Here is a 14,359-nt window from a genome sequence, read left to right as displayed (position 1 = left end):
AACGGTCGGCATAACCCGCGCGGAGCGCGTCAGGTGCATGCTGTGTTGGGCGGCTGTTGCCGTAGACTAGGATCGCAATCCAGGAATCAATACTGGCGTTCTCTTTTTATAAGACTCGTAATCTTCTTGACCACCCCATTTCTTATCCGCCTTATTTTCAAGTAATGGAACTCCACTGACACGAGTAAGAAGAAGTGTGACGAAAACAGGAGAAATCAGGGCGACCCACTGCCAACCTTGCAGCACGGGAAAAGCGATTACCGCTATGCCGATCCAAAGAATGATCTCACCCAAGTAATTGGGATGGCGAGATCGAGACCATAAACCTGTTTGAATAAACTTGCCTTTGTTTTCTGGGTTTGCGCTGAAGCGACTTTTTTGGGAGTCGGCCATAACCTCAATAGCAAAGCCGAAAATCCATATCAGAAAACCGACAATGGCAAATACATCCAGTTCTTTGCGGGTGGTTGTTGTAATGGCGACCAGCGCAGCAGCCATTGTGAACGTTACCCACAAGCCCTGGATAGTCCAAACGTTTAGGAATCGGATGAAGGAAGGTTTTAGCTCGTCAAAACGGTCATCCTTTCCTGCTTTCTTGATGCGACCGAACAAGAAACTGCCCAGACGGATTGCCCAGATGACTACAAGGGCCGATAGAAGGAGTGATCTGGCATCAGCGCCTGCGCTAAAAGTAATGGCAATGGAGATGACGGAAATATAAGTGATGCTCCCCGTCAGATCGAAGAATTTTTCAGTCTGTAGCAAATAGGCGGGAATAAATGCCAGCCACTGGATCAGAAAGGCCAGCCCGACTGACAAAGCAAATAATGGAACTCCAAAAATCAAAACCCCACCTTGACTGCCCGCTAAAGCGATTAGAAATCCAACCAATATCAAAATGGGAAATGCGATCAGTGCATTGCGATCTGTTGTTTTCATAAGTTTTTGTCCTTATAGTAGTCTTTGTTGGATAGAGATTAAAACCCGCGCCGTTGACCTTGCCAGGGGGCAGGAATGTTGTTACGAAATTCCTCCACACTGGGGCCGCGCAGCGTTGCGAGTCGCCAGGTTCCGTACAGGTAACTTACGATGAGCAGAACGATGGTCGCGGGCCAGCCTGTCAGCCCGTTGACGAGGGCGAGTTGGCTGACGTTGCGTCCTTGAAAAAGGGTCACTTGCCAAAAGAGACGCAGGGAGAAGAACACAATCCAGCCCAGTGTCACTTCTGCATAGGCAGGGCGGACGCGGGCATGCCAGTACCAGCCGAGCGGCCAGCGGCGGGCGAGGTAACTCGTCCATGCCACCATCGGCTTGCCGATGGCCAGACTGACCAACGCAAGGGCAAGCATAAGCACGCTGTTGACAATGTTAGGGAGAAAGTAGCCTTCGGAACGGCCGAGCAGGTAAGCCAGCGTGATTGCCAGCCCAACACTTGCCATGCCCGCCAGCGCATAGATTAGCGGTTGTTTTCGGCGAAGCCGGAGGACGGCGATCAACAAGGCCATTCCCAGCGCTCCGATCATCGCGGCATTGAATCCCGCCAACCCGTTCAGCAATAAAAACAGAATGGACGGCAGGATCGTATCCAGCAGGCCGACATTCCCCGCAACCGTGCGGAATTCATCCAGCAGTTCGCGCGCTTTACCAGGCATGTTTTCCCATCCAGAATTTGCGCCAGTCGTTTTCGCTGGTTTGCAGAGCGATGAAGGCGTACAGACTACCCGCCCAGAATCCGAGCGTCATCATGGCAATCGTCCACAGAATGGCGACGAGCAGTGATTTTTCGCGATAGATGATCCAGCCCGAGAACAGTATGAAGCCCGTGTACAGGTCCACGAGTGAGACGATGCCCCACGGCATGGCAAAGAGTTGACTGCCTTCGCCAAAGAAGTCGCCGCGCGTGAAGCCGTTGACGAGCACGGCGGTCATGGCAAGTATGCCGAGAATGGAAATGAGTTTTGCGAGTTTCATGAATTACTCCTTTGAGACGCAGGCAAATCCGAGCGCGCCGATGCCGAGATGCGCGCCGAGGACAGGCGTGATTTGCGCAATGAGAACTTCGCCTTGCGGAAAATAGGAAAGCGCCTGCTGATGCAAGGCTTCGGCTTCTTCCTGAACGCCCGCATGCAGGATGGCGAGTTTTTCGTAGGGCGCACGTTCCGACAGCCATTCGAGTAGACGGGCGGTAGCACGCTTTTGTGTGCGCGTGCGGTGCGCGGTGGCTTGGCCCATGTTCATGTGAAGCAAAGGCTTGAGTTGTAAAAGTTCGCCGAACGTTGCCAGTGCAAAATTCATCCGTCCACTGCGGCGAAGATATTCGAGCGTTTTTAGCGAGGCGAAGACGTGGGTGCGCTTCATCAGATTATTCAAGGCGGAGTTAATTTCCTGCGCTTCTTTTCCTGACCCCGCCAATTGCGCGGCGTGCTCGACGATGAATCCCAGCCCGAGGCTGAGTTGACCCGAATCCAGTACGGTGACGGGGATGCGCTTGAACTGCTCTGCAGCGATGCGCGCCGAGTTGACGGTGGCGCTCAACGTTTCCGAGATGTGAATGGACAGAATGGCTTGCGCGCCGTCGTCTGCCAGACGCCCGAAGGCTTGCGTAAAAACTTCTGGACCAGGAGCGGCTGTTTTGGGATGTGGATTGAAATTCGGTAATTGGGCATAGAACTCACTGCGCGTCAGGTCAACACCATCCATAAAAGATTTAGCGCCCACGTTAATCGTTAACGGAATGACAGTGATGGAATGTTGGCTGACAGTCCTATTGGGTAGATCACAAGTGCTATCAGTGACAATGCGTATGGTCATCTTTTCCATTAATCTCGCTCGACTTTGCTAATTTGCTCCAGCAAAACCGCCCAACGGTGGGCATCAGGCGCGGCGCCCAACCCGCGCCTGCATGCACGGGTTGGGCGCGAACCTTCTCGTGTTACTGCGCTCCGGGGGCGCCGTGTAGGAATGTCACGAAAACCAGCTCTTCATCTTCTGCCCGAATTGCGTGTGCTTCCCCCACGCTAAAAACCAACAGCGTGCCAGGCCCGCTGCGTTGCTCCCGATTATCGCCACCCGAAAACACTCCGACTCCCTTAAGAACGACGATATACACTGGCGAGTGTGGGGCCACATGCTCTTGCACTGACTGCCCGGGCTTTAGTGCAAATCGCAAGATGCGACCATCCTTATCAACAAAAAGAGGCTCAGCATAGGGGTCCTTGTCGTGAAAGATCAAGTTGTCATGTAGCGGAATGGATAACATGAAACAAACTCCTTTCGGTGTGAGAAAACTTACTTGCTCGTCTGATCGGCAAGCCGATAGTTCCGTTCCAGTTCAACAAGACGCGTAACAAGTTCTGAATGGCCTTGAATGTGAAAAAAGCGTCTTGGCACGTTTCTCTCGACTGTCCGGGCCATGAATGGCTCGTCCCAAAAGCTCAACAAACACTCTGTTTTTTTTGCTTGCGCCCCCCTCCTCCCCGGTCGGTGTACGGAATGTTGGGCGGCACCTCACGCTTGTTTGGCAGTCAGATCCTTGTCTTCCATTTCCCAGGCATGATCGAGCGTGTGAAAGGCGGTGTGCCGTATCAGGTACCGCAGCGGCCACTTGCCGGCCAATTTACCCTGTGAGTGGTAGTCCCGGATTGCGTGGCAATAGGCATCGCGATGCGCTTTCAGCCCCTCGCCCGTCAGCATCGCACCGTCGGGGGTGTGTACGCCAAGCCCCTTCGCCCAGTCCTGCTCGTTGGCAAAGATATGACCGACGATGCGGTCCCGATCACGCCCTCCCCCTCGCGGACCCTTCTGCATCTCAGCCGACACCCGCCTGCGCACATCGTCGAAAAACGCCCAGCACGCCTGCATCAGCGTCAGTTCACGTTCCAATTCGTCACCCGACATGCCTTGCTTGTCGATGCTCGAAAACGCGAACGAGATGCCCCAGAAGTCAGTTGAGCCCGTTCCTGAATACTGCTCGACCACGTCGACGTTCGTGATGGCGTCAAACTCCGCGTCCATTTCAGCTAGCTTTGCCACCTGTGAATATCGCGGAATATAGGAACGTAGCCTTTCGATTGCGTCCTCCCCGGTCTTCGCCCCGCGTTCGAGGCCGGGCCAATCAGGTGCTACCGCCACCACCTTCTTGCCTTTCGGGCCGATTTCCAGTGTCACTCGAGTATGTTTAGCCACGTTTCCTCCGATCACAATAGTTCCTGCCATTACCGCGATTCGCCACAGCTCAATCGAGACAAGGAAGATCAATTACCTTGCCGCTGCCGCCCAACGCCAACCGGTCTCCAATCAAAGATCAGAGATCAGGTGTGTGGAAGGCGAGAGTTCTGCGGTCTCCAATCTCCGGTCTCCAATCTCCGGTCCACGGTCTCCAATCTCCGGTCTCCGGTCTCCGGTCTTCGGTCTCCAATCTCCGGTCTCCAATCTCCGCTCTCCAGCAGAGCCGCCCAATAACGCTCCGGTTCAGCGGCCTGTCCGCTGGAACCGATTGTTAGCCCGCAAGTGCGTACGCTCATGCTACCGATGCACTACGTCAGCGCGTACTCTTCGGCGTTTTCACTCCCTCGCCACCACAGTGTCATACAGCCCGTAATGGGTCAGCCCTGGATGGCTGTCTATGCCGGTGTAGCGGAGCGACGCGTCTTCGTAGCGCCGGAACGCGAAGACGGCCTGGTTCATCTGCTCGGTGTTGAACACCTTGAGTTGTACCAGCAGGTGGAAGTCCTTGACTGTCAGGCCGGTGACAGTCAGGAACAGATCCGGTTCCAGCTTGGTAATGACATCCTGTAGCGTGTTCTCACGGAAGTCGGTGAGGTACATAAACGCTGGAATCCGCGTGGCGAACTTGATCAGCTTTTCCTGGACCAGCTTGCGCTTGGACTTGTACTCCTTCTCCTCGTCGCTCAGCTCCTTCTTCTCCGTGCCCGTCAGGTCTGTCTTTTTGGCCTTGTTCTTAAGCTCCTTCACCTTCCCGCTCTTGTTGATGATGGTCTCGATGATGTTGTCGCCCAGAGCGCGCCAGCCTTCGATGCGCCCAACCGCGGCCATCGCCTCGGGGTTGTCCAGGATGCGGCGCAGGGTGTCGTTGTCCACGTTGACGAGCAGCGCGCTCTCCCACTTGCGGGCCAGCAGCGTGGCCGAGGTGCCGGCCATGGCGATGTCGAGAATGCCGCCCGCGTCAATCTGCGTCATGTTCGCGCCGTCGTAGGCCAGCACGGGCAGGAACGATACGAGGTCTTTGACTGCGTTCTCCGGGTTCGGCTCGCTGGGCGACAGGCCGATGCCGTACTCCGAGAGCTGCCGCAGCGCGCGCGTGGGCGCAAAGTCGAACACAAAGCAGGCGGGCTTGAGAATCTCTTCCTCGTGCGGGTTGTCGCCGTTGGGATTCTTGATGGACCACGGCGACTGCACGCGGAACGCGGCCTGAAAGTAGGTCTCCGGCGACTTGAGGTTGCGCAGCATCAAGATCGAGGACCATTGGGGCACGGTGACGCCGGTGGTGAGCTTGCCGCAGGAGAGCGTGATGGTCTTGGTTTCAAAACCACTCCCGATGGCCTTGCGCACAGGCGGCAGCGCATTCAACCCAATACCCGCCGAACTGCCTGCGGTGACGACCATCTCATAGTCATGCCAGAAGGTGTTGTGTTTCTCGGCCATCAGGTTGGCCATGGCGTAACAGGCCGCGACGTTAGGCAGGAACCAGAACGAGTGCTGCAGGTAGGGTAGCAGGCGCACATCCGAATAGGGAAACGGCGGCCGCGTGCCCGTCTTCAGATATTCAACCGATTTGAGCGCGTAGCCGCCGCGGATGATGTCCAGCCACTTCTGCACGTCGTCTTTGTGCTTGAACTGCGCCTGCGCGCCCCTGCCCGTCGCCTCGAAGAACGCGTTTAGATCGAACTCGTTGAACTCGCCGGCGCTGGCGATGGCCAGCAGCTCGTCCGGCATCTGGTAGGTGAGCAGGCGCATTTGCGGCAAGGCGGCGTAGGGATTCGGCTTGCCCGGGCGTCTGGTCGCAAAATCCTCCTTGGCGCGCTGTTCGTCGGTATACGTCCAGTTGAAAATCTGCTCCTCAATGAACTCGCCCGTAGCCAGCGCCCTGAACGGGGTGCCGGAGAGGTAGAGGTACGCCGAGGTCGTGATGGGTAGGAATTCGGCTTCCTTCGCCGAGAGTTCGCTGATGTCTTCGTTCACGTCACCGAGGTCGCGGCCATACTCCAGCCGGGTTTCCTTCAAGGCGACAGTGTTCTCTTCACCCTCGAAGAGTTCCTTGGCGGTGTCACGCCAAGCACCGAAATGGTATTCGTCGAAGACCACGAGATCCCAATTCACCGTGTGGAGCCATTCGTTCTTGGGCTTGATGTTTCCCGCGTCATCCCGGCCCAGCAAATCCTGAAAAGAGCTGAAATAGACGACGGGCTTCCTGCGGTCAATCTGCGTCGGGTCGCTGCCGGAGCTGCGCGAGAGGTACTGCCAGCCGTCGAAGTCCACGTGGGATTCCAGGTCGGTCTGCCACGCATCCTCCACGGCGGGCTTGAAGGTGACCACGAGCACGCGTTTGGCGCCGAGTTTCCTGGCGAGCTGGTAGGCGGTGAAGGTCTTGCCGAAGCGCATCTTTGCATTCCACAGGAAGCGCGGGACCGCGTGCATATCCTCCTGCCAGATGGAGTGGAAGTAGGCGTGGGTCTTGCTGACGGCCTCGGCCTGCTCGCGGCGCATGGTGAAGTCCAAGTGATGCGTGCCGGTGAAGCGCTGGCCGGTGCGCAGTTCGACCAGCACGGTCTGCACGTCCGCCACCGAGCAGCGCATCCATTCCAGCGCGTTCTTCCCGAAACCCTTCTTGGCGAGCGCCGCACGCACGTCGTGGTCGGTGAAAAGGGCGCCGTCGTCCCGCTCGGCGGACTCATCGAGTTCGATCCGGTAGTTCTTGATGGCGGCAGTCTTGAGCTGCTCGGCCACGCGCTGCTTCACGTCGCGCGTGGTCTGGCCCACCTTGAGCAGACCCGCGTGCGCTGCGTCGTCAATGGCGTAGGCGTAGATGTGTGGCGGCGGGCTTGGCGGGCTTTGGGGCGAGGTGTCAAGGGGTTTGCTCATTGCGGCCCTCATGACTCCTTAGGGCAGACAGCCTTGTCGGAATGCGGTTGCAGCCGGCCCTTGTTCGCGGTGTTTGAGATGGCGTTCCCAATCGGTTCCTGCCTTGCAACAGGGCCGCCAGGCTCCCTGGCGGACAGTTGGCGTCAGCGGCATCTCCGCGCTTGGCAAGATCGCCGATTTTCACCGGATATTTCGACAACACAGGGGCGGTGTTCAGAGGTCTTGCTGCCACATCGTGGTATTCCAGCGAATGAACTGGCCATCGACCAGGAAGCTTATGGACCGGAAAACCACGCTCGCCGGTGCGAATCCTGCAGCGCCGGTGTATGTCCTACGCCAGTTTGGCTGAGAGGTTTGGCGTCCGCGCCCAGCGGATTCGTCTGGAAAGACAGCTCTGCTCAGCCGCCTGATGTCTGCCGTTACCATCGATCTTGCGGGATGCGCATTAGAATTTGCCCAGCGGATCTTTGATGAGCAAGGTGCGCCCAGGCTTGACCGCCAGTGGTTGGAGTCTTCTGACGTGAGCTGGACTGAGGTGCCGGGACGTTTCTTCATCACGCCGTCGGCAAGCCGCCAGATAGTGCTGGCCCCTCGCTTTGCTGGAGTGAGTCGGTCATGCCTGGGCTTCCAGTCAGTCTGCGCGGTCATAGCTCACCTCTTCTGGACGAAAGCACCTGGCCTGCCCCCACCTTGAGAAGGCCCGTGACCGTGTGCCTCGTCGATCGAGGTGGGTTTGCTCATTGCGGCCCCTCGCCGACTACCCGGTGCCCGATATTTACAGGGCCGGACTGCTCCTCGCTGATCTTGACGCGCTCAAGCAGGGCGTGGATGTCGCCGATCTTTTCGTGCCAGCGAGGATCGTCCGTGTAGAACTTCTCCAGCGGCGTCATGGGCGGGCCTCCGGCTTGGGCGCAAGGATTTCCTCGATGGTTTTAGTCATCCTCAGAGGCCCCACTGAGATCCATCGGTCGGACAACTTTTTCGATGAACGCGATCTCACTGGCAGAAATGCCATATTTAGCGTAGAGGTTCTCGTCCGTCCACTTCTGCGTCCAATCTTGTGTTGGCACAAAGGTGTAGACTTTGCGCGTCGTGTCCTGGGATGGCTTGTGCAGAAGGATAAGGAGGCGAGTCAGCCGACAGGAGAGGTAGGACAAAACGCCTTCTGCCTCAGTCCGGGAGTCGAACGGACTAATACAAAGATAGGTCTCCGAAGAGATGGTACCCGGCTCCCCAATGAATGGTGTGCTGATGATCCTGTGCGGGTACGTGTCTCTGTTGCCGGTCCCCGGAGCAGCCCGGCCTGTGAAAACCTTCCACTTATCAATGAGGTGAGTGCCAGTCAAAATTGAGCTTCTGGCGACGTATCCCGTGCCGCCGTTCTGGTAGACCAGTAGGTCGCCGGATGCCTTGACAGCGTTTCCCTTGAATGTTGTGGTTAACCCGAACGGCTTCCTGGAACTAACCAATTGGTCGAAACGCTGACTGTCGGGCAGCGACAGCGAGTGGGTCTCACCACTTTCCACTGCAACGACTTTCTTGAGGATCGACAGCCCTTCATTGAAGCGGATGAACACGTCCACGCCCTCTTCTTGAAGAGGGCGACTGGTCGTCGAGACAGGCCAGTCCTTGAAATGAGTGGTGACGCGGCACTGCCCGGGATTGTCCCGGTCCCAGAGGAAGTAACAAACGCCACCCTTGAGGCCTACCCCAGGAAAGACATCCGACGCGCTGAGATAGTCGTCAATTGAGCGCAGGCGATCGTCGGCCAGCATCGACTCTCTGAACTCATCAAGACCCTTGCCGCCGGCGAACCAACGCGCAGGAATGATCATCGCCAGGTAGCGTGGCTCCAATGCCTTTGCTTGCTCCACGAAGAGATGGTAAAGCGGGGCAGCACTCGTGCCGTACCCACCATCGTCAAGCTGATAGGGCGGGTTGCCGATGATCACGTCAAACTGCATATCTCCTCCAAACAACTCGGCCACCCGAGTCCTGATGTCGTCGGTGTGGATGAACGCATAGGCGTGAGTTTCGAGATCTTCGCCTCGATCAAGGGTCTTTGCGCTCGCGCCGCAGTAGGTACACTTGCCGTCAACCCACGTGTGCTCCATCCGCTCGAACCAGATATTGCCGGCGTCGCTGGCGAAACCTTTGGCAATGGAGCGCTTGCCATTGGCGTGCTTCGAGCAATAGACGCTGCGCCGCGCCAGCAGGCTGGTGATCTGTGTGATGCCGATGCCGTACACCTGCTGCGTCAAGATGTGGTTGACCCGCGCTTCCAGGTCCGGCATCTCGTCCGCCAGCCCCTGGGTCAGGCGGCTGGTGATCTCCCGCAGGAAGATGCCCGACTTGGTGCATGGGTCCAGGAAGCGCACCCTCTTGTCCGCCCAGAGGTTCGCGCCGCCGTGGTCCGCGGCCCATGCCGCGGCCAGGGTGTCCAACATGCGGTTGGCGAACTCCGGCGGCGTGAAGACCTCGTCGTTGGAGAGGTTGGCGATGCACGTCAGCACATCCGGGTTGTGGCCGCGCAGGGCAAAACCAGCCTGAGCGCTCATGCGGCCTCCTGCGGAGCGTCGCCGAACGCGGCGGCCAGTTCGCTTACGGTTATGGGCGGGTAGCTCTTGTGGGGTGTGAAGATTTCGTGCATACCGAGGTCGGCGAAGAGCGTACCTTCGGCGCCATAAGCCGCCGATTGGGTGAGGGTGTCGAGGCGGAAGTCGCGGCGCTGGAATTTGCCCCTGCCCAGGTAGCCCCATTCGGCAAAGGTGATGGGCCGGCCGTCGTGGGTGCGCATGGTCAGCGCGTCGCCGTGCAAAAGGTTCTGCGCCAGCACGTAGGACGCGGCCCGGTAGAGGTCATCCGAACCATCCAGATGCAGGTATTCGGCCAGGATCTCCAGCACATTGGCACGGCACTCGGCGATGTTGTCCGCCAGCAGTTCGATGCCGTAGATGCACATCAACCCAAGCAGCGCATAGTGCCGCCGCTCGAAGTCCGACTTTCCGTACTTCAGCTCCACGGCAGCCAGCTTGCGCTGCAAAATCTGCACGAGGAAATTGCCGCTCCCACATGCCGGTTCCAGGAAACGGGAATCAATGCGCTCCGTTTCGTCCTTCACCAGGTCCAGCATGGCCTCCACCATCCACGCCGGGGTGAAGACCTCCCCGTGGTCGGCGACGCGTTGTTTGGACTTGATGGTGTTCATGGACCGATCCATTGCGGGCGATGCTTCCTTTTGGTTATTGCGGGCTAACACACGCGTCAGGGATGCTTTGCGGTTATGGGGCGACCAACTGCGCCAATCCTGAAACGGCAAAGCGAGGAAGCAACACCGAAAGCCCTGATCGCAGCAAAGCATCCCCTGCACGCAATGTTCGAGCACAGCCCTTCAGTCTTCGCCTTTGCCGCTTTTAGTTCATGGCAAAATCTGTATGCTTGCGCATATAGACAGGCTGAAAGCCCAAAACAATCCGATCTTTAGGAATGCCTAGCTCCACTAAGTCTTCAGCGACGAGTTGATCCGTCAAATTCTGTTGCAACCAGATTTTGTCGTCTTTTATATCAATGTGAACGACAACGCCATAGACACGTTGCCCGTTATCCCATCCGACATTGACCAACTGATAGTGGTCATGTTGGGTATCCACAAGTAACTGCGTTTCCACGCCTTCCTGTAAAAATTGTGGCGTCTGATAGTGCGCTAATAATTGTTGAACCCGTTTTCGATATTCCTCTATGGCAACCATTGAACAATCACCTCTCTTTCTGGATGATAGACAATCAACTTGAGTTGATACTGCTGGACCATATACTGCCCAAAAGGCAATTGGAAGAAGGTTTGATAGGCAACGATCGGAACCGCTAGAAACAGGAGACGATCTGGTTCAATATGGGCTAGCCCCTCCCGATAGACGATATACTGTCCCAGTGCTTCATGAAAATCGGTGATGGCCGATGATCGCAGAAAACTTTTGATTTCCACCGCAATTTTCTCGCCATTGCGATCCGCTGCAATGACCCTTTCTGCACCGAGATCGATGCGTAGTTCGACCCCTAAAAACTGAATTCTCAACGGGTCAGCCGTAATGTCCCATCCCTCATCCGTCAAAGCTTGTCTTACCACATCATGATAAATATCTTTTGCAGACATGGTCGTTTCCTATAAATTTACTGATTCTTTCTCTCATTCTATCACAAATGGACACAGGACCGGAGCCGCCAACATCGCCAACCGGCCCAGATCCTCCCCGGTCGGTGTACGGAATGTTGGGCAGCGGTGCCCGGAGCACGACCTGACGGGACGAGCCTGGGCAAACCAGCGAACCATTCCAACCGCCTGCCTATGGACGCCCCCGCTGCAGACCCGCCCAACGGTTTGCGTTACTGGCGCTGGGGCGGGCGTGGACTCTGTTTGAGAGCAGAAAAACTCGAAGCCAGAAAAATGCTTGTAAATCGTGCAGAATACCCAGCATCCGGTGCATGCTTTGTTAGCCCGCTTTTTGCCATAAAGGTTTTCTTTCATTGGATGAAAGCCATGACCGTTTCTCTATAAGCGGCAAAGACAATCATGAATATTCCAAGACCAAGACAAAACGTTTCAGACATTGATAACTTTATGTCTCGTAAATTCTTGAGTTTTTCACCTTGCGATTGTTTTAGGCTTTCATAATTATACAGCCCGATATTTGCAGTCGCAGAAATGACAAGCACATACGCAAGCATTTCAATTCCCCCGATGCCCATACCAAGCGCCATACCATCCCACGCATTGAATTGTTTTAAGTCAGATGCGGCAAAGGAATTAGTGCCTGACACTAAACCAGAGACAATTCCTAAAACAACAGGAACAATATAGCCTACGGGAATACGCCTAAACTGTTGAAGATTAGTTAATATGCAAACAACAATGACTGTACCAAGATTGAAAAGCAAGGTGAGACTAAACTCACTCCAAAATGATGATGCCGTAGCAACGAATGAACCAATTGCTGAATATGGACTGCCACGCATGAAGCCTTCAGGCAAAAAATGATAGCCGAGCAAAAAAGAAAACAAATTTAGAATTGAATACAGCCCATAAAGCAACAAAACTCTTTTGAATACGTTTTCTTTTATTTGAGCGTTCATATTTTCTCCATAAAACGCTACTGCTTATTGTCTTGCGGGCTAACGGTTTGCGTTACTGGCGCTGGGGCAGGCGCGAATTTAAGTATCCACGTTGTTGTATTAGAAGTAATGTTCGCGCCGTAGCCACCTGCATAAAGAACACTTCCATCGAGTAGCAAAGTAGTAGTTGCGAAAAGTCGTGTTGCTCCAACTGACTCAGTAATTTTGCTAAATTTACCACGTTGTGGATCGAACACTTCTGCTGTATTTGCTCCACCTATTAGGAAAATCTGACCGTTTTTAAGCAAAAGGGATGTGCCAGTGTGTTTGTATCGTGCCGCATACATCTCACCTGCACTTGTGAATGTGGCAAAATTCGGATCATATATTTCAGTACTTCGATATGCTCCTTCTGAATCACGCTCATCTGATCCGCCTGAAACAAAAACTCGTCCGTCTACCAATAACGTAGCATCATGTTTCTGACGCTTGGCTGTCATTTTACCCGTTTCTGAAAAAATTCCAGTCACAGAATCGTACAACTCGGCACTATCATAGATAACAATATTCGTGCGTCTTCCTTGGTGACCACCAGTAATCAAAACGTTTCCATTGGGCAAAAGGGTGGCTGTATGGGACTCTCGCGGAACGGTCATGCTTCCTGTTAAAGAAAAAGCTCCCGCTTCAGGGTCGTATAATTCAGCGGATTCTAGGAAAGTCCAGCCTTCGCCCGTACCGCCTGCAATAAGAACTTTGCCATTGTTTAGCATGATTGCAATGTGCCCGCTTCTTGCTATTTTCATTTCGCCAGAAGGAGTAAACAAACCAGTTGCAGGATCATAAACTTCTGTACTCTTAAGGTAATCTCCATTAAAGCCGCCTGCTATCAGCACTTTGCCATCTGGCAGTAAAGTGGCTGTATGCGATTGACGGGTTACAGACATAGCGCCTGTAGGTAAGAAAGAATTTGTTTCTGGATCGAATATCTCGGCACTATTTAATGCCTGCTCGCCGTTTGTAAATCCACCAACAAATAAGACTGTACCGTTCGATAATCGTGTTGCCGTATGCGCTGCGCGATCTTTGTGCATTTGCGGCATAGCAATAATCATCATTTGTATACTGCTATCGCTTTGAGGCAAGGTGGATGTGGAAGCTATTGTAGGGCTTGCTACTTCGGTAGGGATAGGTTGGACTGAGGTTGGTATATTGGTGCAAGCAAACAGCCAACTTGTTATCAAGAATATCTTAAGTAGCTGGGTAGGATGTTTCATTTCTAAATCAATGATCTTTCAATTCGCATTAGGGCTACACAGGCTAACGCCAACCGTCAGCCGCCGGGGCCGCCAACACCGTCAACCGGCCCAGATCCTCCCCGGTCGGTGTACGGAATGTTGGGCAGCGGCCCCCCCAGCAGAGCCTGACCGGACGAGCCTGGGCGAACCAGCGACCCCCTCCATTCCAACCGCCTGCCCGTGAACGGCCCTTCGACGGACCGCCCAACGCCAACCGGTCTCCAATCTCCGGTCTCCGGTCTCCGGTCTCAGGACAGAGATCAGAGATCAGAGTGTGTGTGGAAGACGAGAGTTCTCCGGTCTCCAATCTCCGGTCTCCAATCTCCGGTCTTAGGGATGGAGCGCCGGTGCGGAAGTTGGGACAGAGGACGCGGGCAGACGTGCGCTTGTCTTGGCTAATTCGAGCAGGCCGCGTAGCGCATCGTTGACCGCTTTCGTGTTTGGGAAGGCCTGCGCCAGATCCGGGTCAAGGACAACGATGTTTGAAGATTCCTTCAACCGCGCCGCGTATTTGCCGCGCACCATCGGCCCGAAATCTTCGCGGCGATACTCAGGACGTAGCGTATCATTGACCATGTTAGCCTTCTTCATATAGCTTTCTCTCGGCCCGTGTGGCAGGACGGGCACTAATGATCCGAATATTTTCACCCCGTTCGGTGTGCGAAACGGTCAGCAAGCGACCGGTGCGCGAAACGCCGAATGTGATCAGCCGCGCCTCGGTGATCGAATGATCTGGGTCATCGCCAGTGAGCGACAGCTCATCTTCGAGCGCCGTCGCCGCTTCTTCAAAAGACACCTTGTGATCACGTAGGTTGATGGCGGCCTTCTTGGGATCCCACTCGAATTGCATTTCC

Annotated in this window: 16 protein-coding genes; all 16 read right to left on the bottom strand. The window is 55.2% G+C overall.

The genetic code is table 11. The features are described from left to right. Positions 1 to 66: 66 nt before the first annotated feature. Positions 67 to 939 carry a DUF1295 domain-containing protein gene (locus IPF85_RS07430; RefSeq protein WP_343407436.1) on the bottom strand — a complete coding sequence of 291 codons (873 nt, stop codon included), beginning with the start codon at positions 937 to 939 and terminating at the stop codon, positions 67 to 69. A 38-nt stretch (positions 940 to 977) separates the two neighbouring features. Further along, positions 978 to 1,652 (bottom strand): DUF3159 domain-containing protein, encoded by a 675-nt coding sequence (locus IPF85_RS07425; RefSeq protein ID WP_343407435.1) that lies wholly within the window; start codon positions 1,650 to 1,652, stop codon positions 978 to 980. Beyond that, positions 1,642 to 1,971: a DUF1475 family protein gene (locus IPF85_RS07420; protein WP_343407434.1), complete on the bottom strand. Its 330-nt coding sequence runs from the start codon at positions 1,969 to 1,971 to the stop codon at positions 1,642 to 1,644. Before IPF85_RS07420 ends, IPF85_RS07425 begins: the two co-directional genes overlap by 11 nt. Before the next feature lie 3 nt (positions 1,972 to 1,974). Further along, positions 1,975 to 2,820, bottom strand: a complete 846-nt coding sequence (locus IPF85_RS07415; RefSeq protein WP_343407433.1) for a DegV family protein — start codon at positions 2,818 to 2,820, stop codon at positions 1,975 to 1,977. A gap of 112 nt (positions 2,821 to 2,932) precedes the next feature. After that, the gene (locus tag IPF85_RS07410; RefSeq protein WP_343407432.1) at positions 2,933 to 3,259 is read right to left on the bottom strand and encodes a cupin domain-containing protein; all 327 of its coding nucleotides are present in this window, start codon (positions 3,257 to 3,259) and stop codon (positions 2,933 to 2,935) included. A 248-nt stretch (positions 3,260 to 3,507) separates the two neighbouring features. Further along, positions 3,508 to 4,185, bottom strand: coding sequence for a hypothetical protein (locus tag IPF85_RS07405; RefSeq protein ID WP_343407431.1), 678 nt, complete (start codon positions 4,183 to 4,185; stop codon positions 3,508 to 3,510). Positions 4,186 to 4,563: 378 nt separating this feature from the next. Next, positions 4,564 to 7,101 (bottom strand): DEAD/DEAH box helicase family protein, encoded by a 2,538-nt coding sequence (locus tag IPF85_RS07400; RefSeq protein WP_343407430.1) that lies wholly within the window; start codon positions 7,099 to 7,101, stop codon positions 4,564 to 4,566. Between the two features lie 737 nt (positions 7,102 to 7,838). Further along, a complete protein-coding gene (locus tag IPF85_RS07395) occupies positions 7,839 to 7,991 on the bottom strand; it encodes a hypothetical protein (RefSeq protein ID WP_343407429.1) in 153 nt (50 codons plus the stop codon). 42 nt (positions 7,992 to 8,033) lie between these two features. Then, positions 8,034 to 9,659, bottom strand: a complete 1,626-nt coding sequence (locus tag IPF85_RS07390; RefSeq protein WP_343407428.1) for an Eco57I restriction-modification methylase domain-containing protein — start codon at positions 9,657 to 9,659, stop codon at positions 8,034 to 8,036. Continuing rightward, the gene (locus tag IPF85_RS07385) at positions 9,656 to 10,309 is read right to left on the bottom strand and encodes a DNA methyltransferase (RefSeq protein ID WP_343407427.1); all 654 of its coding nucleotides are present in this window, start codon (positions 10,307 to 10,309) and stop codon (positions 9,656 to 9,658) included. The genes IPF85_RS07390 and IPF85_RS07385 overlap by 4 nt, the downstream gene beginning before the upstream one ends. A gap of 205 nt (positions 10,310 to 10,514) precedes the next feature. Beyond that, positions 10,515 to 10,850 carry a XisI protein gene (locus IPF85_RS07380; protein ID WP_343407426.1) on the bottom strand — a complete coding sequence of 112 codons (336 nt, stop codon included), beginning with the start codon at positions 10,848 to 10,850 and terminating at the stop codon, positions 10,515 to 10,517. Further along, positions 10,838 to 11,254, bottom strand: a complete 417-nt coding sequence (locus tag IPF85_RS07375) for a XisH family protein (RefSeq protein ID WP_343407425.1) — start codon at positions 11,252 to 11,254, stop codon at positions 10,838 to 10,840. The genes IPF85_RS07380 and IPF85_RS07375 overlap by 13 nt, the downstream gene beginning before the upstream one ends. A 368-nt stretch (positions 11,255 to 11,622) precedes the next feature. After that, a complete protein-coding gene (locus IPF85_RS07370) occupies positions 11,623 to 12,231 on the bottom strand; it encodes a hypothetical protein (RefSeq protein ID WP_343407424.1) in 609 nt (202 codons plus the stop codon). Between the two features lie 17 nt (positions 12,232 to 12,248). Next, positions 12,249 to 13,325, bottom strand: coding sequence for a kelch repeat-containing protein (locus IPF85_RS07365; protein ID WP_343407423.1), 1,077 nt, complete (start codon positions 13,323 to 13,325; stop codon positions 12,249 to 12,251). A 510-nt stretch (positions 13,326 to 13,835) separates the two neighbouring features. Continuing rightward, positions 13,836 to 14,081 (bottom strand): hypothetical protein, encoded by a 246-nt coding sequence (locus tag IPF85_RS07360; RefSeq protein ID WP_343407422.1) that lies wholly within the window; start codon positions 14,079 to 14,081, stop codon positions 13,836 to 13,838. A gap of 1 nt (position 14,082) precedes the next feature. After that, positions 14,083 to 14,355 carry a BrnT family toxin gene (locus tag IPF85_RS07355; RefSeq protein WP_343407421.1) on the bottom strand — a complete coding sequence of 91 codons (273 nt, stop codon included), beginning with the start codon at positions 14,353 to 14,355 and terminating at the stop codon, positions 14,083 to 14,085. Positions 14,356 to 14,359 lie beyond the last annotated feature (4 nt).

Source organism: Candidatus Amarolinea dominans, from assembly GCF_016704685.1.
Lineage (GTDB): Bacteria > Chloroflexota > Anaerolineae > SSC4 > Amarolineaceae > Amarolinea > Amarolinea dominans.
The sequence above is the reverse complement of the archived record's forward strand: the minus strand, read 5'-3'. Positions and strand labels throughout refer to the sequence as shown.